Source organism: Streptomyces mutabilis, assembly GCF_046628145.1.
GTDB classification, from domain to species: Bacteria; Actinomycetota; Actinomycetes; order Streptomycetales; family Streptomycetaceae; genus Streptomyces; species Streptomyces mutabilis.
In genome coordinates this window covers 285,469-309,419 of sequence record NZ_CP176874.1, presented here as the reverse complement: position 1 = coordinate 309,419, position 23,951 = coordinate 285,469, and the positions used below count along the sequence as shown (strand labels likewise).

At 72.2% G+C, this 23,951-nt stretch carries 1 protein-coding gene and 1 pseudogene (1 of these 2 running past the window's edge); one reads left to right on the top strand and one right to left on the bottom strand.

The genetic code is table 11. The annotated features are described in order from the left end of the window. On the top strand, nucleotides 1-23,433 hold the 3' portion of the coding sequence (locus ACLIN4_RS01310; protein ID WP_411575398.1) for an SDR family NAD(P)-dependent oxidoreductase. The gene continues 7,314 nt to the left of window position 1, outside the view; only the last 23,433 of its 30,747 coding nucleotides appear in the window; the start codon falls outside the window, past its left edge; its stop codon occupies nucleotides 23,431-23,433. Here the strand turns inward: ACLIN4_RS01310 and ACLIN4_RS01305 are convergent. Further along, nucleotides 23,316-23,951: pseudogene (locus tag ACLIN4_RS01305) on the bottom strand (ABC transporter permease); the annotation flags it as partial. The gene ACLIN4_RS01310 and the pseudogene ACLIN4_RS01305 sit on opposite strands and share 118 nt — an antisense overlap.

The window sequence follows — 23,951 nt, the reverse complement described above, 5'->3', positions numbered from 1 at the left end:
GGATCCATGGTGGCGGTGGAGGCCACCGAGGCGGAGGTGCTCGAGCACCTGGAAGCCCTCGCGGGCGTGTCGGTCGCTGCGGTCAACGGCCCGTCGTCGGTCGTCATTTCTGGAGCCGAAGAGGCTGTCGGGGCGGTTGCCGAGGTGTTCCGGGAGCAGGGTCGCCGGGTCAGTCGGCTGCGGGTTTCGCATGCGTTCCACTCGCCGTTGATGGAGCCGATGCTCGATGAGTTCCGTGTGGTGGTGGCGGGGCTGTCGTTCGGTGAGCCGCGGGTGCCGGTGGTGTCGAATGTGACGGGCCGGGTGGCGGAGGCCGGTGAGCTGGCCGACCCGGAGTACTGGGTGCGTCATGTGCGTGAGGCGGTGCGCTTCGACGACGGCGTGCGGGCTCTGGTCGAGCAGGGTGTCTCACGGTTCGTGGAGCTGGGGCCGGACGGGGTGCTGAGCGGTATGGCGCGAGAGCGTGCGGGAGAGGACGCGGTCCTGTTCCCACTGCTGCGCAAGGACCGAGAGGAAGTCACCACCGCGCTGGCCGCTCTGGCCGAGCTGCACGTGTCCGGCGTCGCCGCCGACTGGGGAACCGTTCTCGACGGCACCGGCGGCCGTGCCGTCGACCTGCCGACCTACGCCTTCCAGCATGAGTACTTCTGGCCGACGGGTACCGTCGCCGGCACCGGGGACATCAGGCTGGCCGGCCTCGGCGCGGCCGGGCACCCTCTGCTGGGCGCGGCCGTGGAACTGGCGGCTGGAGACGGGGTGGTGTTCACCGGCCGGCTGTCGGCCCAGTCGCACCCCTGGCTGGCCGACCACGCCGTCCAGGGCGCGGTACTGGTGCCTGGTACGGCCCTGTTGGAGCTGGCCGTCCGCGCCGCCGACGAGGTCGGCTGCGACGCGGTCGAGGAACTGACCCTGCCGGCACCGCTCGTACTGCCCGAGCGCGGTGCCGTGCGCATCCAGGTGAGCGTCGGCGAGCCGGACGACTCCGGACGTCGCACGATCACGGTGCACTCCCGGGACGACGCCGGTGACGAGCGGCAGCCGTGGACACTCAACGCCGAAGGCGTTCTGGCCCCGGACACTGTGGCTCCGGAGTTCGACGCCTCGGTGTGGCCGCCGCGCGATGCCGAGCAGGTCGACGTGAGCGACTGCTACGAGCGGCTCGCTGACGCCGGTCTCCGTTACGGCCCCGTCTTCCAGGGGCTGCGCGCCGCATGGCGTCGCGGCGACGAGGTGTTCGCCGAGGTCGCCCTGAGCGAGGCGACGGACGGTACGGCCTACGGCCTGCACCCGGCGCTCTCCGACGCGGCCCTGCACGCCTCGTTCGCCTTCGGCGACGGCGACGCTCCGGGCGGAGTGCCGTTCGTCTGGGAGGGCGTGTCGCTGCACGCGTCCGGCGCGTCGGCGCTGCGGGTCCGGCTGACCCGGACCGGGGACGACACCCTGGCCGTGCACATGGCCGACCCCTCCGGAGCGCCGGTCGCCTCCGTCGAGTCCCTGACGCTGCGCGCGGCCACCGCGGGCGTACGCCCCGACGCCTCCCGTGCGTTGTACCGAGTGGAGTGGGTTCCGGCCCGCGGTGCCGACAGCGATGCCCTTCCGGGCCAGGTGGGCGTGCTGGGCACGATCGGGACGGCGGGGCTCGCGGGCCTGCCGGGTGACGGGGTCGTGGCGTTCGCGGATCTCGCGGATCTCGCGGATCTCGCAGGTGCGGGTGAGGTGCCGGGGACGGTGCTGGTCGGTGCCGGTGCCGGTGCCGGTGGTGCTGATGTGGTCGGTTCTGCGCACGGTGCTGCGGTCCGGGCGCTGGAGTTGATCCGTTCCTGGCTGGCGGAGGAGCGGTTCGCCGATTCGCGGCTGGTGTTCGTCACCCGCGATGCCGAGGGCGCCGTCGACCTGTCTACCGCCGCTGTGCGGGGCTTGGTGCGCTCCGCATCGCTGGAGCACCCGGGCCGCTTCGGTCTCCTGGACGTGGAGCACGGCACGGACGTCGGAGCGCTGACCGCGGCCCTCTCCGTTCAGGAGACGGAGACCGCCGTACGGGACGGCGAAGTACGGGTGCCGCGGCTGACGCGGGTGGTCTCCGCCGACGGCACCGGCAGCCCGGCGACCGACGTCCCGTTGTCGGACACGGACGGCGGCACGGTGCTGCTGACCGGCGGTACGGGCGGCCTGGGCCGGATCCTCGCGCGGCACCTGATCGTGCAGCACGGCGTACGGGATCTGCTCCTCGTTAGCAGGCGCGGGCCGGCCGTCGAGGGCATCGACGCCGTGACGGCCGAACTGACCGGTCTGGGTGCCCGCGTCTCGGTCGCGGCCTGCGACCTGGCCGACCGTACGGCCGTCGACGCCTTGCTCGCCGGGGTGCTGGCCGACCGCCCGGTGCGGGCGGTGGTGCACGCGGCTGGCGTGCTGGACGACGGGACTGTGGAGTCGCTGACGCCGGAGCGTCTGGCGGGTGTGCTGCGTCCGAAGGTGGACGCGGCGTGGAACCTGCACGAAGCGACCAAGGACTTCGATCTCGACGCCTTCGTCCTCTTCTCCTCGGTGGCGGGGACGTTCGGCAGCGCGGGCCAGGCCGCCTACGCGGCAGGCAACACCTTCCTCGACGCCCTGGCCCGCCACCGTCGCGCCCTCGGCCTGCCCGCCACCTCCCTGGTGTGGGGTCCGTGGTCGCAGGAAGCGGGGATGACGGAGGGGCTGTCGGAGACGGACCGGCGGCGTATCGCGCGCTCGGGTCTGCCGGCGGTCACGGCGGAGCAGGGCACCGCGTTGTTCGACGCGGCCCTGGTTTCGGGCGAGCCGGTCGTCCTCCCCGTACGCCTCGATCTGGCCGCACTGCGCGACCGGGAGGACGTTCCGGATCTGCTGCGCGGCCTCGTGCGTGCGCGCAGGCGTCGGTCGGCGGCCGGTGGTTCGGCGGCGACGGCGGGGCTGGTGCAGCGCCTGGAGGCTCTGGAAGAGGCCGAGCGCCGCGAGGTGATGCTGGATCTGGTGCGTGGTCAGGTCGCGATCGTTCTCGGTCATTCCGCGGTGCAGAGTGTCCATCCTGACCGGGCTTTCCAGGATCTGGGCTTCGATTCGCTGACGGCGGTGGAGCTGCGCAATCGGCTGGGCAAGGCGACGGGCCTGCGGCTGGCGGCGACGGTGGTGTTCGACTATCCGACGGCCACGCTTCTCGCCGGTCATCTGCTGGACGGTGTTCTCGGTACGGAGGCTGCGGCGGTGGTGCCGGTGGCGGCGTTGCCGTCGGTGGCGGACGATCCGGTGGTGATCGTCGGGATGGCGTGCCGTTATCCGGGCGGGGTTGCTTCGCCCGAGGACCTGTGGCGGGTCGTGTCGGAGGGTGTGGACGCGGTCTCGGAGTTCCCGTCGGACCGTGGCTGGGATGTGGAGTCGCTCTACAACCCGGATCGTGAGGCGTCGGGTACCACTTACACGAGGGCCGGTGGTTTCCTGCACGACGCCGGTGCTTTCGATGCCGAGTTCTTCGGGATGAGTCCGCGGGAGGCGGTGGCTACGGACGCGCAGCAGCGGTTGCTGCTGGAGACGACGTGGGAGGCCATCGAGCGTGCCGGGATCGACCCGGTGTCGCTGCGCGGCAGCCAGACCGGCGTCTTCGCCGGCGTCATGTATCACGACTATGCCAATCTGCTGGCCGGTCCCGAGTTCGAGGGCTACCAGGGCAGCGGGAGCGCCGGCAGCATCGCTTCGGGTCGTGTGTCGTACACGTTCGGGTTCGAGGGTCCAGCGGTGACGGTGGACACGGCGTGTTCGTCGTCTCTGGTCGCGATGCACTGGGCGGCGCAGGCGTTGCGGTCGGGTGAGTGTTCGCTGGCGGTGGCCGGTGGTGTGACGGTGATGTCGACGCCGACGACGTTCGTGGAGTTTTCGCGTCAGGGTGGGTTGTCGGCGGACGGTCGGTGTCGTTCGTTCGCGGATGCGGCTGATGGGGTGGGCTGGTCCGAGGGTGTGGGGATGGTGGTGCTGGAGCGTCTGTCGGATGCTCGGCGTCGTGGTCATCGGGTGTTGGCGGTGGTGCGTGGTTCGGCGGTCAATCAGGATGGTGCGTCCAATGGTCTGACGGCGCCGAACGGTCCTTCGCAGCAGCGGGTGATCCGGCAGGCGTTGGCCAGTGGTGGTCTGTCGGTGGCGGACGTGGATGTGGTGGAGGCGCACGGTACGGGGACGGCGCTGGGTGATCCGATCGAGGCGCAGGCGCTGTTGGCCACTTACGGTCAGGACCGTGAGGGGGACCGGCCGTTGTGGTTGGGGTCGGTGAAGTCGAATCTGGGTCATACGCAGGCTGCCGCTGGTGTGGCGGGTGTGATCAAGATGGTGATGGCGATGCGGCACGGGATGCTGCCGCGTACGTTGCATGTGGATGCCCCGTCGTCGCATGTGGACTGGTCTGCGGGTGCGGTGGAGCTGCTGACCGAGATGCGGGAGTGGCCGGACGGGGAGCGTGTGCGCCGGGCGGGTGTGTCCTCGTTCGGAATCAGCGGTACCAACGCGCACCTCATCCTGGAACAGCCCGAGGCGGAGACGGAGGGTGAGGGCGTCGTTTCCCTGAGCCCCGGTGTGGTGCCGCTGGTGTTGTCGGGGCGGTCGGCGGAGGCGTTGCGGGCGCAGGCGGGACGGCTGCGGGAGTTCCTGGCGGCCAGGTCGGCGGATGTGCTGGACGTGGCGTTCTCGCTGGCCACGCAGCGTTCTCGGTTCGATCACCGTGCGGTGGTGGTGGCCGAGGATCGTGACGCGGCGCTCGCGGCGCTGGAGGCGGGACTGCCGAACGCAGGGGTCGTCGAGGGCGTGGTCACCGGGACGGGACGTACCGCGTTCCTGTTCTCGGGGCAGGGTTCGCAGCGGCTGGGTATGGGGCGTGAGCTGTATGCGCGGTTCCCGGTGTTCGCGGAGGCGTTCGACGCCGTCTGCGCCGCATTGGACGAGCACCTGGGGCTTCCGCTGCGTGAGGTGGTGTGGGGCGAGGACGTCGAGTCGCTGAACGGGACGGAGTTCGCTCAGGCGGGGTTGTTCGCCGTTGAGGTGGCGTTGTTCCGTTTGGTGGAGTCGTGGGGTGTGCGGCCGGAGTTCGTGGCCGGCCACTCCATCGGTGAAGTGGCGGCGGCGCACGTCGCCGGGGTGTTCTCCCTCGCGGACGCCTGTGCTCTGGTCGCCGCGCGCGGCCGGCTGATGCAGGCGCTTCCGGCCGGGGGTGCGATGGTGGCGGTGGAGGCCACCGAGGCGGAGGTGCTCGAGCACCTGGAAGCTCTCGCGGGCGTGTCGGTCGCTGCGGTCAACGGCCCGTCGTCGGTCGTCATTTCTGGAGCCGAAGAGGTCGTCGGGGCGGTTGCCGAGGTGTTCCGGGGGCAGGGTCGCCGGGTCAGTCGGCTGCGGGTTTCGCATGCGTTCCACTCGCCCTTGATGGAGCCGATGCTCAACACCTTCCGCCAGGTCGTGGAGGCTCTGTCCTACGAGCGCCCACGGATCCCAGTCATTTCCAACGTGAGCGGTGCTCTGGCGGAACCGGGACAGGTGCAGGACCCCGAGTACTGGGTGCGTCATGTGCGTGAGGCGGTGCGCTTCGACAACGGTGTGCGGGCTCTGGTCGAGCAGGGTGTGTCGCGGTTCGTGGAGCTGGGGCCGGACGGGGTGCTCTGCGGTATGGCGCGGGAGCGCGCGGGCGAGGACGCGGTCCTGGTCCCGCTGCTGCGCAAGGACCGTGACGAGGAGAGCGCCGCACTGGTCGCACTCGGACAGCTGCACGCCACCGGTGTGACCGTCGACTGGGCCGCCGTCCTCGACGGCACCGGCGCCCGTGCCGTCGACCTGCCCACCTACGCCTTCCAGCACCAGCGCTACTGGCCGGCCGACGCGCCGACGCGAGCCGGGGACATGCGTTCCGCCGGCCTCGGCGTCGCTGGGCACCCGCTGCTGGGCGCCACTGTCGAACTCGCCGGAACCGAGGGTGGGGACGGCGTCGTCCTCACCGGTCGGCTGTCGACGCAGTCACATCCGTGGCTGGCCGACCACGTCGTTCAAGGTGCCGTACTGGTGCCGGGCACGGCCCTGTTGGAGCTGGCCGTCCGCGCCGCCGACGAGGTCGGCTGCGACGTGGTCGAAGAACTGACCCTGTCCACCCCGCTGGTGCTGCCCGACCGTGGCGGCATCCACATACAGGTCAGGGTGGGCGCGCCCGACGAGGACGGTCGGTGCTCCTTCGGCGTGCACGCGCGCGCCGAGGACGCCACCGGCGCCCCATGGACCGTCCATGCCACCGGACTCCTGGCGCCCGGAAGCACTACGCCCACCGGCTTCGACACCTCGGTCTGGCCCCCGCAGGACGCCGCGCCGGTCGACGTGAGTGACTGCTACGAGCGGCTCGCCGAGGCCGGATTCCACTACGGGCCGTCCTTCCAGGGGCTGCGTGCCGCCTGGCGGCGTGGCGACGAGCTGTTCGCCGAGGTCGCTCTGGCGGACGGGACCGACGGTGACGCCTTCGGCCTGCACCCGGCGCTCTTCGACGCCGCATTGCACGCCTTCGTCATCGGCGACGACGACCGCGGCGGGGTTCCGTTCTCCTGGGGAGGAGTGCGCCTGCATGCCTCTGGCGCTTCCGCCCTGCGCGTTCGGCTCAGCCGGGACGCCGACGGCACCATGGCCCTGGAACTGGCCGACACCGCCGGCGCCCCCGTCGCCTCGGTGGAGACCCTGACCGTACGCCCGCTGGCAGCCGGCCAGCTCGACGACACCGGCCGCGACTCCCTGTTCCAGGTGCAGTGGGTGTCGGCTCGGCCCGTGGGTAACACCGGGCTGGGTCCGGTGGGTCTGTTGGACGGTGACGCGGGGCTCGCGAACCTGCCGGGTGACGGGGTCGTGGCGTTCGCGGATCTGGCGGACCTTGCGGGCGCTGATGAGGTGCCGGGGACGGTACTGGTCGGTGCCGGTGCCGGTGCCGGTGCCGGTGCCGGTGGTGCTGATGTGGTCGGTTCTGCGCACGGTGCTGCGGTCCGGGCGCTGGAGTTGATCCGTTCCTGGCTGGCGGAGGAGCGGTTCGCCGATTCGCGGCTGGTGTTCGTCACCCGTGACGCCGAGGGCGCCGCCGACCTGTCCACCGCCACTGTGCGGGGCTTGGTGCGGTCGGCGGTGTCTGAGCATCCTGGGCGTTTTGGTCTGCTTGATGTGGGGGTTGGCGCGGACGCTGAGTCGGTGGTGGCTGCGCTGGTGTCGGGGGAGCCGGAGGCGGTCGTCGTTGGTGGCGGTGTGCGGGTGCCGCGGTTGGCGCGCGTGGTCGTGGACGGGGACGGGGACGGGGACGAGGGTGCGGTTCTGGAGTGGGGCCGTGGTCCGGTTCTGGTGACTGGTGGTACGGGTGGTCTGGGTCGGGTGGTGGCTCGGCATCTGGTGGTGGAGCGCGGGGTTCGTGAGCTGTTGTTGGTGAGTCGGCGTGGTCCGGCGGCTGAGGGGGTTGAGGGGCTGGTCGCGGAGTTGTCGGAGGCCGGTGCGCGTGTGTCGGTCGAGGCTTGTGATGTGGCGGATGGGGCTGCGGTCGCTGACTTGGTCGTGCGGCACGGGGTGGGTGCGGTGGTGCACTCGGCCGGTGTGCTGGATGACGGGACTGTGGAGTCGTTGACGCCGGAGCGTCTGGCGGGTGTGCTGCGTCCGAAGGTGGACGCGGCGTGGAACCTGCACGAAGCGACCAAGGACTTCGATCTCGACGCCTTCGTCCTCTTCTCCTCGGTGGCGGGGACGTTCGGCAGCGCGGGCCAGGCCGCCTACGCGGCGGGCAACACCTTCCTCGACGCCCTGGCCCGCCACCGTCGCGCCCTCGGCCTGCCCGCCACCTCCCTGGTGTGGGGTCCGTGGTCGCAGGAAGCGGGGATGACGGAGGGGCTGTCGGAGACGGACCGGCGGCGTATCGCGCGCTCGGGTCTGCCGGCGGTCACGGCGGAGCAGGGCACTGCGTTGTTCGACGCGGCCCTGGTCTCGGGCGAGCCGGTCGTCCTCCCCGTACGCCTCGACTTCCCGGCGCTCCGGGCCAGGGGCGAGGTTCCGCCGCTGCTGCGGGGCCTGATCAGGACCCCTGCTCGCCGTAGCGTCGCGGCGGCGGGTTCCGCCACGGCCTCGGATCTGGCAGCACGGCTCAACGCGCTGAGCGAGGCGGAGCGCCGCGAGGTGATGCTGGATCTGGTGCGTGGTCAGGTCGCGATCGTTCTCGGTCATTCCGGGGTGCAGAGTGTCCATCCTGACCGGGCTTTCCAGGATCTGGGCTTTGATTCGCTGACGGCGGTGGAGCTGCGCAATCGGCTGGGCAAGGCGACGGGGCTGCGGTTGGCGGCGACGGTGGTGTTCGACTATCCGACGGCCACGCTTCTCGCCGGTCATCTGCTGGACGGTGTTCTCGGTACGGAGGCTGCGGCGGTGGTGCCGGTGGCGGCGTTGCCGTCGGTGGCGGACGATCCGGTGGTGATCGTCGGGATGGCGTGCCGTTATCCGGGCGGGGTTGCTTCGCCCGAGGACCTGTGGCGGGTCGTGTCGGAGGGTGTGGACGCGGTCTCGGAGTTCCCGTCGGACCGTGGCTGGGATGTGGAGTCGCTCTACAACCCGGACCGTGAGGCGTCGGGTACGTCATACACGCGCTCGGGTGGTTTCCTGCATGACGCGGCCGAGTTCGATCCGGAGTTCTTCGGGATGAGTCCGCGTGAGGCGGTGGCTACGGACGCGCAGCAGCGGTTGCTGCTGGAGACGACGTGGGAGGCCATCGAGCGTGCCGGGATCGACCCGGTGTCGCTGCGCGGCAGCCAGACCGGCGTCTTCGCCGGCGTCATGTACAACGACTACGGCAGCATCCTGACCGGCGAGCAGTACGAGGGCTACCGGGGGAACGGCAGCGCCGGCAGCATCGCGTCGGGTCGTGTGTCTTACACGTTCGGGTTCGAGGGTCCGGCGGTGACGGTGGACACGGCGTGTTCGTCGTCTCTGGTCGCGATGCACTGGGCGGCGCAGGCACTGCGCTCGGGCGAGTGCTCGCTCGCCGTCGCCGGTGGCGTGACGGTGATGGCCACTCCCACAGCCTTCGTCGAGTTCTCCCGCCAGGGCGCCCTCTCACCCGACAGCCGCTGCAAGGCATTCTCCGACTCCGCGGACGGTGCCGGTTGGTCCGAGGGTGTGGGGATGGTGGTGCTGGAGCGTCTGTCGGATGCTCGGCGTCGTGGTCATCGGGTGTTGGCGGTGGTGCGTGGTTCGGCGGTGAACCAGGATGGTGCGTCCAATGGTCTGACGGCGCCGAACGGTCCTTCGCAGCAGCGGGTGATCCGGCAGGCGTTGGCCAGTGGTGGTCTGTCGGTGGCGGACGTGGATGTGGTGGAGGCGCACGGTACGGGGACGATGCTGGGTGACCCGATCGAGGCGCAGGCGCTGCTGGCCACCTATGGGCAGGACCGTGCTCCGGAGCAGCCGCTGTTTCTGGGGTCGGTGAAGTCGAATCTGGGTCATACGCAGGCTGCCGCTGGTGTGGCGGGTGTGATCAAGATGGTGATGGCGATGCGGCACGGGGTGCTGCCGCGTACGTTGCATGTGGATGCCCCGTCGTCGCATGTGGACTGGTCTGCGGGTGCGGTGGAGCTGCTGACCGAGGTGCGGGAGTGGCCGGGCGGGGAGCGTGTGCGCCGGGCGGGTGTGTCCTCGTTCGGGATCAGCGGTACCAACGCGCACCTCATCCTGGAACAGCCCGAGGTGGAGACGGAGGGTGAGGGGGTCGCTTCCCTGAGCCCGGGTGTGGTGCCGCTGGTGGTGTCCGGGCGGTCGCCGGAGGCGTTGCGGGCGCAGGCGGGACGGCTGCGGGAGTTCCTGGCGGCCGGGTCGGCGGATGCGCTGGACGTGGCGTTCTCGCTGGCCACGCAGCGTTCCCGGTTCGATCACCGTGCGGTGGTGGTGGCCGGTGACCGTGACGGGGCGCTCGCGGCGCTGGAAGCGGGCCTGCCGAACGCCGGGGTCCTTGAGGGCGTGGTCACCGGCACGGGGCGTACCGCGTTCCTGTTCTCGGGGCAGGGTTCGCAGCGGCTGGGTATGGGGCGTGAGCTGTATGCGCGGTTCCCGGTGTTCGCGGAGGCGTTCGATGCCGTGTGCGCGGTGTTGGACGGGCTGTTGGGGCTTCCGCTGCGTGAGGTGGTGTGGGGTGAGGACGGGTCCGTCCTCGACGGCACCGCGTATGCGCAGGCGGGTCTGTTCGCCGTCGAGGTGGCGTTGTTCCGGCTCCTGACGTCGTGGGGTGTGCGGCCGGAGTTCGTGGCCGGGCATTCGATCGGTGAGGTGGCTGCGGCGCATGTGGCGGGGGTGTTCTCCCTCGCGGACGCTTGTGCGTTGGTGGCGGCTCGTGGCCGGCTGATGCAGGCGCTTCCCGCGGGTGGCTCCATGGTGGCGGTGGAGGCCACCGAGGCGGAGGTGCTCGAGTACCTGGAAGCCGTCGCGGGTGCGTCGATCGCCGCGGTCAACGGCCCGTCGTCGGTGGTTGTATCCGGCGCCGAGGAGGCCGTCGGGGCGGTGGCCGAGGTGTTCCGGGAGCAGGGACGGCGTACGTCCCGGCTGCGGGTTTCGCATGCGTTCCATTCGCCGTTGATGGAGCCGATGCTTGATGAGTTCCGTGAGGTGGTTGCGGGGCTGTCGTTCGGTGAGCCGCGGGTGCCGGTGGTGTCGAATGTGACGGGCCGGGTGGCGGAGGCCGGTGAGCTGGCCGACCCGGAGTATTGGGTGCGTCATGTGCGTGAGGCGGTGCGCTTCGACGACGGTGTGCGGGCTCTGGTCGAGCAGGGTGTGTCGCGGTTCGTGGAGCTGGGGCCGGACGGGGTGCTCTGCGGTATGGCGCGGGAGCGTGCGGGTGAGGACGCGGTCCTGGTCCCGCTGCTGCGCAAGGACCGTGACGAGGAGGGCACCGCGCTGGCCGCACTCGGCCGGCTCCACGTCACCGGTGTGACCGTCGACTGGGCCGCCGTCCTCGACGGCACCGGCGCCCGCCCCGTCGACCTGCCGACCTACGCCTTCCAGCGCCGGCGCTACTGGCCCGAGACGACCGCCGTCACGGCGGCGGACCCGAGGTCGGCCGGTGTCGACGCCGCGGAGCACCCGTTGCTGGGTGCGGTGGTGGCTCTGCCGGACTCCGGTGGCGTGGTGCTGACGGGCAGGCTGTCGGTGGAGGCGCAGCCCTGGCTCGCCGACCACGTGGTTCTCGGCCGCATCCTGCTGCCCGGCACGGGCCTGGTGGAGATGGCCCTGGCGGCCGGCGAGGCGGCAGGCTGCGCCACCGTGGAGGAGCTGACCTTGGCGGCACCCCTGGTGCTGCCCGAGAGCGGCGGTCTCCAGGTGCGGGTCGTCGTCGGTCCGCACACGGACGCGCGTCGCACGGTCGCCGTCTACTCGCGCCCCGAGAACGCCGGTGATGCGCAGTGGACGGCTCATGCCGCCGGCTTCCTCACGGAGACGGCTGCGGCGGCTGCGGCCGAGTGGGGTGAGTGGCCGCCGGCGGGTGCCGAGGTGCTGTCGGTGGAGGCGGCGTACGAGGTGTTCCGGGAGCGTGGTTACGGGTACGGGCCGGTGTTCCGGGGGTTGCGTGCGGCGTGGCGTCGGGGTGAGGAGTTGTTCGCCGAGGTGGCGCTTCCGGAGGAGGCGTCGGGCGAAGCGGGCCGGTTCGGCCTGCACCCGGCCCTACTGGACGCCGCGATGCACGCGGGCATCCTCAACGACACCGACGACGAGACGGCCGTCCCGTTCGCCTGGAACGACGTCTCCCTGCACGCGGTCGGCGCCGCCGCCGTCCGCGTCCGGATCGGTCGGCTCGACGGCCGTGCCGTCTCCCTGTCAGTCGCCGACGTGACCGGCGCCCCGGTCCTGACGGTCGGCTCCATAGCCAGCCGCCCGCTCTCCGTCGATCAGTTCGTCTCCCCGTCCGCTGACGGGGGCGCATTGTACGGCACCGAATGGGTCCCGACCGCCGTGGACGCTTCCGCGGAGCCGGCCTGGGCTGCCTGGACCGAGGTCGGTGAGGGCGGCGAGGACGCCGACGTGCCGGGCGTGGTGCTGCTGGACTGTGGCGTGTCTGACGGTTCGGTGGGTGTGCCTGTGGGTGTGCGGTCGGTGTTGGACCGGGTGTTGGGTGTGGTGCAGGAGTGGCTTGCGGGTGAGCGGTTCGCGGGTTCGCGTCTGGTGGTGGTGACGCGGGGTGCGATGCCGGTGGGTGTGGGTGGTTCGGCTGCTGCGGGGGATGTGGTGCAGGCTCCGGTGTGGGGTCTGGTGCGTGCGGCGCTGGCGGAGAACCCGGGGCGGTTCGCCCTGGTTGACCTGGACCCGGACCTGGATCTGGACGCGGATCTGCGTGTGTCGGCTGATGTGGATGTCGCGGTGGCGGCGGTGGTCTCGGGTGAGTCCGAGGTTGCGGTGCGTGGTGGCGTGGTGCTGGTGCCCAGGCTGACGCGTCTGCCGGACGGCTCCGGTGCATCCGCCGACGTTGCACTCACCGTGCCTGCGTTGGATGGTGCGGGTGCGGTGTTGGTCACGGGTGGTACGGGTGGTCTGGGTGCTGTGGTGGCCCGGTATCTGGTGGCTGAGCGTGGGGTGCGGGATCTGGTTCTGGTGTCGCGGCGTGGTCTGGAGGCGCCGGGTGCGGTGGAGCTGGCGGGTGAGCTGCGGGGGTTGGGTGCTGCGGTGCGGGTGCTGGCTTGTGATGTGTCGGATCGTGGGGCTGTGCGGGGCCTGGTGGATTCGCTGGTGGCGGATGGTGGTCTGCTGGCGGTGGTGCATGCGGCCGGTGTGGGGGACAACGGGCTGGTGGGTGCGTTGTCGCCGGAGCGGCTTGACGGGGTGCTGGGTCCGAAGGCGGATGCGGCGTGGTGGCTGCATGAGGCGACGGCGGGTCTGGAGCTGGCGGCGTTCGTGTTGTTCTCCTCTGCTGGTGGTCTGGTGTTGACGGCCGGGCAGGGTAACTATGCGGCGGCGAATGTGTTCTTGGATGCGTTGGCGGCGTGGCGTCGGGCCGAGGGGCTGGTGGCGACGTCGATGGCGTTCGGGTTCTGGGATGTGGGTGCTGGTCTGGGTCAGTACTTGTCTCAGGTGGACCGGCGGCGGATGGCTGGGCAGGGTCTGCCGGTGCTTTCGGGTGATGCGGGTCTGTCGTTGTTCGCGCGGGGTCTGGATCGTGGTGAGGCGACGGTGGTGCCGTTGCGGGTGGACACTGCGGCGCTGGGTGTTCGTCGTGATGAGGTGCCGGCGCTGTTGCGGGGGTTGGTGCCGGTGAGGCGTGCGGCGGCCGCGGTGCTGTCGGCTGCTGGAGGGGGTGAGGAGGGTTCGCCGGCTGCTCGGCTGGCTGGGCTTGCCCGGGCGGAGCGGCATCGGACGGTTCTGCGTCTGGTGCGGGAGCAGGTGGCTTCGGTGCTGGGGCATGGTTCGGTGGAGGCGGTCGGCGCGGACCGGGCTTTCCAGGAGCTGGGTTTCGACTCGCTGGCCGCGACCGAGCTGCGTAATCAGCTGAACGCTCTGACCGGGCTCCGGCTCCCGGCGACCCTGGTCTTCGACCACCCCAACGCCCTCGCCGTCACCGAGCACATCGTGTCCCGACTCGACGGCGGCGAGACCGCACGGGCGGCCGACGCGAACCGTGCCGGCGCCGGACGGCCCGCCGACGACGAGCCCATCGCCATCATCGGCATGGCCTGCCGCTACCCGGGCGGGGTCACCACCCCCGAGGAACTGTGGCGCCTGGTCATGGACGGCACCGACACGGTCTCCGACCTCCCGGACGACCGGGGCTGGGACGTGGAGGACCTCTACGACCCGGAGCCGGGCAAGGAGGGCAAGAGCTACACGCGCCGCGGCAGCTTCCTGCACGACGCGGCCCAGTTCGACCCCGGCTTCTTCGGCATCTCACCCCGTGAGGCCCTGTACATGGACCCGCAGCAGCGCATGCTGCTCGAGACCTCGTGGGAGGCCCTGGAGCGGGCGGGCATCGACCCCACCTCGCTCAAGGGCAGCAGGACCGGTGTCTTCGCCGGTGTGATGTACCACGACTACGCGCTCAACGTCTCGCCCTCCGGTACCGCCGGTGGCAGCGTGGCGTCCGGTCGGCTCTCGTACACGTACGGCTGGGAAGGCCCGGCCGTCACCGTCGACACCGCCTGCTCCTCCTCGCTCGTCGCGCTGCACCTGGCGGTGCAGGCGCTGCGGTCGGGGGAGTGCTCGCTCGCCTTGGCCGGCGGCGCCACCGTGATGTCGACGCCCGGCATGTTCGTCGAGTTCAGCCGCCAGCGCGGGCTGTCCGTCGACGGCCGCTGCAAGGCGTTCGCGGGCGCGGCGGACGGCGTCGGCTGGTCCGAGGGCGTCGGCGTGCTCCTGGTGGAACGTCTCTCGGACGCGGTGCGCAACGGGCACCGGGTGCTCGCGGTCGTCAAGGGCACGGCCGTCAACCAGGACGGCGCGAGCAACGGACTGACCGCCCCCAACGGCCCCTCCCAGCAGCGCGTGATCCGCCAGGCGCTGCTGGGCGCCGGAGTCGCCCCGTCCGAAGTCGACGTGGTGGAGGCGCACGGCACGGGCACCACGCTCGGCGATCCGATCGAGGCGCAGGCGATCCTCGCCACGTACGGCCAGGACCGGCCCGAGGACCGGCCGCTGCTGCTCGGCTCGGTCAAGTCGAACATCGGCCACACGCAGGCCGCCGCCGGTGTCGCCGGTGTCATCAAGATGGTCATGGCGATGGAACACGGCACGGTGCCGCGCACCCTGCACGTCGACCGTCCTTCCCCGCACGTCGACTGGACCGAGGGCCACGCCGAACTGGTCACCGAGGAACGGCCCTGGCCGGCCACCGGTCGGCCGCGCCGGGCCGGCGTCTCCGCCTTCGGCCTCAGCGGCACCAACGCACACGTCGTACTGGAGCAGAGCCCCACCCTGACCGCGGACGAAGCGCGGCCCGCGGCCGGAACGGGTTCCGCCACCGGGCACCGCGCACCCTCCGTGCTGCCCTGGGCGCTGTCCGCGGCCACCCCCGAGGCGCTGCGCGCCCAGGCAGCCCGGCTGCTCGACCACGCGACGGCGCGCCCGGACGACCGTCCGTTGGACACCGCGTACGCGCTGGCCACCGCCCGCACCGCGTTGGAGTCCCGCGCGGTGGTGCTCGGCACCGGCCGAGACGAGATCCTGGCCGGACTGCGGGCCCTCGCGGAGGGCACGGACGCCCCCGGCGTGATCACCGGCGAGGCACGGTCCGTCGGCACCACCGCCTTCCTGTTCTCGGGTCAGGGCTCCCAGCGCCTCGGCATGGGGCGTGGGCTGTACGAGAACTTCCCGGTGTTCGCGGAGGCTTTCGACGCGGTGTGCGCGGGACTCGACGAGCACCTCGAGCGTCCGCTGCGCGAGGTGGTGTGGGGTGAGGACGCCGAGTCGCTGAACGGCACCGCGTACGCGCAGGCGGGTCTGTTCGCCGTCGAGGTGGCTCTGTTCCGGCTCCTGGCGTCCTGGGGCGTCACTCCCGACCTGGTGGCCGGCCACTCCATCGGTGAGGTGGCGGCGGCACATGTCGCCGGGGTGTTCTCCCTCGCGGACGCCTGTGCCCTGGTCGCCGCGCGCGGCCGGCTGATGCAGGCGCTTCCCGCCGGAGGAACCATGATGGCGGTGGAGGCCACCGAAGCGGAGGTCCGGGAACAGCTGGACTTCCACGAGGCCGACAGCGTGTCGATCGCCGCCGTCAACGGCCCGACCTCGGTGGTGGTCTCGGGCCTGGAGGAGGCCGTCGAGACGGTCGCCGAGGCGTTCCGGCAGCGCGGACGCAGGGTCAGCCGGCTCCGCGTCTCGCACGCGTTCCACTCGCCGCTGATGGAGCCGATGCTCCCGACGTTCCGTGAGGTCGTGGAGGGACTGTCGTTCGCGGAGCCCCTGTTGCCGGTGGTGTCCAACGTGACCGGCCGGATCGCCGAGGCCGGCGAACTGACCACCCCGGACTACTGGGTGACCCACGTCCGGCAGGCCGTCCGGTTCGCCGACGGTGTCCGCGCACTCCGCGCCGCCGGAGTGGACCGCTGCGTCGAGATCGGCGCCGAGGCCGTCCTGACCGGAATGGCCCGGACCTGCCTCGACCGCGCCGAGGACGCCACCGTCCTGCTCGTGCCGACGGCCCGCAAGGGCCGCGACGAGACGTTCGCTCTCCTCACCGCGCTCGCGCACCTGCACACCGCGGGCACCGCGGTCGAATGGTCCGGCTTCTACGCCGGGACGGGCGCCCGTGCCGTCGACCTGCCGACGTACGCCTTCCAGCGGCAGCGCTACTGGCTCGCCGCGACCGGCGCGGCACCCTCGGCGACGGAGGACGTCGGACTCGACGCCGCCGATCACCCGTTGCTGGGTGCGGTGGTGGCCCTGCCGGACTCCGGCGGCGTGGTGCTGACGGGCAGGCTGTCGGTGGAGGCGCAGCCCTGGCTCGCCGACCACGTGGTCCTGGGCCGGATCCTGCTGCCCGGTTCCGTCCTCGTCGAACTGGCCCTGGCGGCCGGCGAGGCCGTCGACTGCGCCACCCTGGAGGAACTGACCCTCGCGACGCCGCTGGTGCTGTCCGAGCGGGGCGGCGTCCAGGTCCGTGTGATCGTCGGGCCGCGCACCGCCGAACGCCGCACCATCACCGTCTACTCCCGCCCCGAGGGCACCCAGCAGGATTGGGCCACCCATGCCACGGGCTTCCTGACGGAGACGGTCGCCGAGACCGCACCGGCCGGGCTCGACGAGCAGTGGCCGCCCGTGGGTGCCGAGACGCTGTCGGTGGAGGCGGCGTACGAGGTGTTCCGTGAGCGTGGTTACGGGTACGGGCCGGTGTTCCGGGGGCTGCGGGCGGCGTGGCGCCGGGGGGAGGAGCTGTTCGCCGAGGTGGCGCTTCCGGAGGAGGCGTCGGACGAGGCGGGTCGGTTCGGCCTGCACCCGGCGCTTCTCGACGCCACCATGCACGCCGCGATCCTCAACGACAGCACCGACCCCGGCCACGAGGCCGACGGCGGCGGCACGGTGATCCCGTTCGCCTGGAACGACGTCTCCCTGCACGCGGTCGGCGCCGCCGCTGTCCGCGTCCGGATCGCCACCGCCGAGGACGGCGGCATGGACATCCGGGTCGCCGACGTGACCGGCGCGCCGGTCCTGACGGTCGGCTCGATGGTGGGCCGCCCGGTCTCCACCGAGCAGCTCGGCGCGGCCCCGGGCGAAACGGGTGCGCTGTACGGCATCACATGGGTGCCGGACACCGGGAAGGGTGGGGCAGACGCACGCTGGATCCCGTGGAGCGAGGTTGCCGACGCGGCCGGCGCGGTGCCGGACGTGGTGGTCCTGGACTGCGGTGCCGCCGACGCCCCTGGCGCGTCCGATGGTTCGGTGGGTGTGCCGGTGGGTGTGCGGTCGGTGTTGGACCGGGTGTTGGGTGTGGTGCAGGAGTGGCTTGCGGGTGAGCGGTTCGCGGATTCGCGTCTGGTGGTGGTGACGCGGGGTGCGATGCCGGTGGGTGTGGGTGGTTCGGCTGCTGCGGGGGATGTGGTGCAGGCTCCGGTGTGGGGTCTGGTGCGTGCGGCCCTCGCGGAGAATCCGGGACGCTTCGCCCTGGCGGACCTGGACCCCGACGCGCGTGTGCCGGCTGATGTGGATGCCGCGGTGTCGGCGGTGGTCTCGGGTGAGTCCGAGGTCGCGGTGCGTGGGGGCGCGGTGCTGGTGCCCAGGCTGAGGCGTCTGCCGGACGACCGGGCCGGTCAGGATGCCACACAGCCCGCTGGTCAGGCCGACAGCCTCGCGTCGCTGCCTGTGTTGGATGGTGCGGGTGCGGTGTTGGTCACGGGTGGTACGGGTGGTCTGGGTGCTGTGGTGGCCCGGTATCTGGTGGCTGAGCGTGGGGTGCGGGATCTGGTTCTGGTGTCGCGGCGTGGTCTGGAGGCGCCGGGTGCGGTGGAGCTGGCGGGTGAGCTGCGGGGGTTGGGTGCTGCGGTGCGGGTGCTGGCTTGTGATGTGTCGGATCGTGGGGCTGTGCGGTCGTTGGTGGATTCGCTGGTGGCGGATGGTGGTCTGCTGGCGGTGGTGCATGCGGCCGGTGTGGGGGACAACGGGCTGGTGGGTGCGTTGTCGCCGGAGCGGCTTGACGGGGTGCTGGGTCCGAAGGCGGATGCGGCGTGGTGGCTGCATGAGGCGACGGCGGGTCTGGAGCTGGCGGCGTTCGTGTTGTTCTCCTCTGCTGGTGGTCTGGTGTTGACGGCCGGGCAGGGTAACTATGCGGCGGCGAATGTGTTCTTGGACGCGTTGGCGGCGTGGCGTCGGGCCGAGGGGCTGGTGGCGACGTCGATGGCGTTCGGGTTCTGGGATGTGGGTGCTGGTCTGGGTCAGTACTTGTCTCAGGTGGACCGGCGGCGGATGGCTGGGCAGGGTTTGCCGGTGCTTTCGGGTGATGCGGGTCTGGCGTTGTTCGCGCGGGGTCTGGATCGTGGTGAGGCGACGGTGGTGCCGTTGCGGGTGGACACTGCGGCGCTGGGTGTTCGTCGTGATGAGGTGCCGGCTCTGTTGCGGGGGTTGGTGCCGGTGAGGCGTGCGGCGGCCGCGGTGCTGCCGGCTGCTGGAGGGGGTGAGGAGGGTTCGCCGGCTGCTCGGCTGGCTGGGCTTGCCCGGGCGGAGCGGCATCGGACGGTTCTGCGTCTGGTGCGGGAGCAGGTGGCTTCGGTGCTGGGTCATGGTTCGGTGGAGGCGGTCGGCGCGGACCGGGCTTTCCAGGAGCTGGGTTTCGACTCGCTGGCCGCGACCGAGCTGCGTAATCAGCTGAACGCTCTGACCGGGCTCCGGCTCCCGGCGACCCTGGTCTTCGACCACCCCAACGCCCTCGCCGTCACCGAGGTCATCGAGGAGGAACTGGCCGCCGCGTACCCCGAGACCGGCCCGGACAGCGGTGGGACGGACACGGAGGACGGCATTCGCCGCGCCCTGTCGTCGATCCCGACCAGGCGCCTGCGGGACGCGGGACTGGTCGAGACACTGCTCGAACTCGCCGACGAGACCGGTGCCCTGCCGGACACCGAGCGGGACGCCCTCCTGGCATCGCTGGACGGCGACGACGAAGACGACCCCGCCTCCGCCGCGCACTACGACGGAACCGTCGAGACCGACGGAACCGGCGAGCACGAGCGTGAGGCCGGCAGCGACGCCGACACCGCTGACGGCGACGCGTCCCGGTCCGACCTCGACGACACCGAAGACACCGGCTCGACCGATACCACCCTCACCGGCGACACCGGCGACACCGGCGACACCGGCGACACCGGCGACACCGGCGACACCGGCGACACCGGCGACACCGGCGACACCGGCGACACCGGCGCCCTGCGCGCCGCCCGGGCGGAGACCGCCCGGCTGCGCCGGGACAACCGCAGGCTGGCAGCGGCCCGGCACGAGCCCATCGCCATCGTCGGCATGGCCTGCCGCTACCCGGGCGGAGTCACCTCCCCCGAGGACCTGTGGCGCCTCGTCACCTCCGGCGAGGACGCGATCGTCCCCTTCCCGCAGGACCGCGGATGGGACCTGTCGATCCTGCGGGACCCCGAGGGCACGCACCCCGACGGCCTGTACGCCAGGGAGGGCGGCTTCCTCGAGGGAGCGGCCGACTTCGACCCCGGGTTCTTCGGCATCTCGCCCCGCGAGGCCCTCGGCATGGACCCGCAGCAGCGCCTGGCCCTGGAGATGTCGTGGGAGGCCCTGGAGCGGGCCGGGATCGACCCGTCCTCGCTCAAGGGGAGCAGCACCGGTGTCTTCGCCGGTGTGATGTACCACGACTATCCGGGCAGCGACGGCAACGGCAGCGTCGTCACCGGCCGGGTCGCCTACAAGCTCGGCCTTGAGGGCCCGGCGGTCTCCGTCGACACCGCCTGCTCCTCCTCGCTCGTCGCGCTGCACCTGGCGGTGCAGGCACTGCGGCAGGGCGAGTGCTCGCTCGCCGTCACCGGCGGTGTCACCGTACTGTCGACGCCCGCCGTGTTCGCCGAGTTCGGCCGCCAGGGCGGACTGGCACCCGACGGCCGTTGCAAGTCGTTCGCCGCCGCGGCCGACGGCACCGGCTTCTCCGAAGGCGCGGGCTTCCTCGTGGTGGAGCGCCTCTCCGACGCCGTCCGCAACGGTCACGAGGTGCTGGCCGTGGTCCGCGGTTCGGCCGTCAACCAGGACGGTGCGAGCAACGGGCTCACCGCCCCCAACGGCCCTTCCCAGCGCCGGGTCATCCGGCAGGCCCTCGCCAACGCCCGGCTCGCCGCCGACCAGGTGGACGCGGTCGAGGCACACGGCACCGGGACCACGCTCGGCGATCCGATCGAGGCGCAGGCGCTGCTCGCCACGTACGGCCAGGACCGGCCCGAGGACCGGCCGCTGCTGCTCGGCTCGGTCAAGTCGAACATCGGCCACACGCAGGCCGCCGCCGGTGTCGCCGGTGTCATCAAGATGGTGATGGCGCTGCGCAACGGACTGTTGCCCGCCACGCTCAACGTGGACGCGCCCAGCGACCAGGTCGACTGGACCGCAGGGTCGGTGGAACTGCTCACCGAGCCGCGGGAGTGGACGGGCGGCGACCGCACGCGCCGTGCCGGCATCTCCTCCTTCGGCATCAGCGGCACCAACGCGCACGTCATCATCGAGCAGGCGCCCGCCGTCCCGGCCGGAGCCGCACCCGGTGCCGCTCGCACCGAAGGCGCCGGTTCCGGCGTGCGCACCGCACCCGTCGTGCCGTGGCTGCTGTCCGCCCGCACCGGGGACGCCCTGCGCGCCCAGGCGGAGCGGCTGCTCCACCACCTCACGGCGCACGACCCGGCAGCCTCCGGCAGCGGGGCCGGGGTGCCGCGCCCGGTGGACGTCGCCTACTCCCTGGCGACCACCCGCACCGCCTTCGAACACCGCGTGGCCGTCACCGGCGCCGACCGGGAGGGCCTGCTCGCCGCGCTCGGCGCCGTCGCGCGGGGCGAGGAGCCCGCGACGACGGCGGGCGAAGGACTGCTCGCCCTGCTCTTCCCCGGGCAGGGTTCCCAGCGGCTCGGCATGGGCCGCGACCTGTACGAGCGGTTCCCCGCGTTCGCCGAGGCGTTCGACGCGGTCTGCGCCGCGCTGGACGAGCACCTGGAACGACCGCTGCGCGAAGTGATGTGGGGCGACGACGCCACCGCGCTCGACGCCACCGCGTACGCCCAGGCCGCGCTGTTCGCCCTCGGGGTGGCCCTGTACCGGCTGACCGCGTCGTGGGGCGTCACCCCCGACTTCGTGGCCGGCCACTCCATCGGTGAAGTGGCGGCGGCGCACGTGGCCGGGGTGTTCTCGCTCGCGGACGCCTGTGCCCTGGTCGCCGCGCGCGGCCGGCTGATGCAGGCCCTGCCGGAGGGCGGCGCCATGACCGCCGTACAGGCCACCGAGGAGGAGGTGCTGCCGCTCCTCACCGACGGCGTCTCCGTCGCGGCGGTCAACGGTCCGGCGTCCGTGGTGGTGTCCGGTACGGCGCAGGACGTGGAAAGCGTCGCCGCCGTCCTGCGGGAACGGGGACGGCGCACGACCGCACTGCGCGTGTCGCACGCCTTCCACTCCCCGCTGATGGAGCCGATGCTTGAGGAGTTCCGCGCGGTCGTCGCCGGCCTCTCCCCGCAACGGCCCACGATGCCGGTCGTCTCCAACCTGACCGGGGCCGTCGCCGACGCCGACGAGTTGTGCACCGCCGAGTACTGGACGCGGCACGTCCGCGAGGCCGTCCGCTTCTCGGACGGCGTCCGCGCCCTGCACGAGGCCGGCGCGACCCGCTTCCTGGAACTCGGCCCGGACGGCGTCGCGGCGGCCATGGCCCGCGAGTCCCTCCCCGAGAAGGCCGTCACGGTCGCCGCCCAGCGTCGCACCGTGCCCGGTGAGGACGCCCTGGTGGACGCGCTCGCCCGGCTCCACGGCCACGGTGTCCGCATCGACTGGGCGGCGTTCTTCGCCGGTCTCGGCGCCCGCCGTGCCGACCTGCCCACCTACGCGTTCCAGCGGCGCCGCTTCTGGCCCGCGGAGATGATGGCGAGGGGGGCCGGGGCGGAGGCCGCGGGGCTCGCGCCCGCCGATCACCCGCTGCTCGGCGGCGCGGTGGAACTCGCGGGCACCGACGGCCACCTGTTCACCGGGCGGCTCTCCCAGGGCACCCACGGCTGGCTCGCCGACCATCGCGTCATGGGCGCCGTGCTGGTGCCCGGTACCGCCCTCCTCGAACTCGCGGTCCACGCGGGGACCGTCCTCGGCTGCGACCGCGTGGAGGAACTGACGCTGGCCGCGCCGCTGGTCCTGCCCGAACGGGGCACGGTCCAGGTGCAGGTCGGCGTCGGCGCCCCCGACGAGTCGGGGCGGCGCACCGTCCGTATCCACTCGCGGCCCGCGGACGACCCCGGCGCGCCCTGGACCTCGCACGCCGACGGCACCCTGGCGTCCGGCCCCGCGGACGCCTCCGCCACCGACTTCGACGCCACGGTGTGGCCGCCGGAGAAGGCCCAGCCGCTCGACGTCACCGGACTCTACGAGCGCTTCGAGGACACCGGGTTCGTCTACGGGCCGGTGTTCCAGGGCCTGCGGGCCGCCTGGAGCAGGGACGGCGAGGTCTTCGCCGAGGCAGCCCTGCCGGAGAGCGCCGACGGCGGTGCGTTCACCCTGCATCCGGCCCTGTTCGACGCCGGACTGCACGCCGGTGCCCTGACCGGCGCGGACGAGGACGGCACGACGACGGAGGGCACGGGCCCCGGCCGGGTCCCGTTCGCCTGGAACGGGGTGTCCGTGCACGCCGTGGGCGCCTCCGCCGTACGCCTGCGGCTGTCCCGCGCCGACGACGGCACCCTCGCGATCGCCGTCGCCGACACCACGGGCACTCCGGTGGCCACGGTCGCCTCCCTGGTGACCCGTCCGGTCGCCGCCGGACAGTTCGGCGGTACGGGCGGCGCGGGCCGCGACTCCCTGTTCGCCCTGGACTGGGTGGCCGTCGCGGACGCCGGTGACGCCGCCGCGCGCACCGACGCGATGTCCGGCCCCCTCACCGTGGTCGGCCCCGACGCGGCTCTGCTCGGGGCCGCCGACATGGAGGCGGTGTCCGGCCTCACCGACCTCGGTGACCGTGCCGGTGACACCACGGACGCCCCGGCCGGCGGTGTGCCGCCGGTGGTCTGCCTTCACCTCGCCCGCACTCCGGGGGGTTCGTGCGGGAGTCAGAGGGGCCGGCGGAAGCCGCGCAGGGCGGCGACCATGCCGACCACGGCGATCACCGCGCTGATCAGCACGGACGGGATCGCGTGGTCCAGGCCCGGCACGTCGAGCGCGAGCGCGCGGCTGGCGTCGATGGCGTACGTCAGCGGGTTGACCGAGGCAACCGCGGCCAGCCAGTCGGGCAGGTCGGCGACGGGGACGTAGGCACTGGAGGCGAACATCAGCGGGAAGATCACGATCAGGGCGAGGTTCTGGAGCGGCTCGGCCCGCCGCAGCCACGCACCCGCCGCGATGAACGCCCAGCCCAGCGAGAAGCTGATGAAGACCGTCAGGCCGGCGGAGAGCGCCAGTTCGGCCACGCCGCCGTTGGGGGAGTAGCCCAGTACGGTGATCGCCAGCACCATGATGATCAGCACCTGCACGGTGGCGCGCACCAGCCCGACCAGGCTGCGCGCGGCCGGCAGGGCGCCCGGATGGACAGGCAGCGACCGCAGTCGGGCGACCATGCCGTTCTTCTGGTCCTCGACGAGACCCACACCGGACTGCATCGCGGACTGGGCGGCGTTGTCCACGAGGATCGCCGGCAGCACGTAGTCGAGGTAGCTGACGCCCTCCGGGAAGTGCGGCGGCATGCCCATCTTGCTGAACACCTGGGTCAGGACGAACAGGATGACCACCGGTTGGATCAGGCCGAAGAGGACGATGCCGGGGTCGGTCACCAT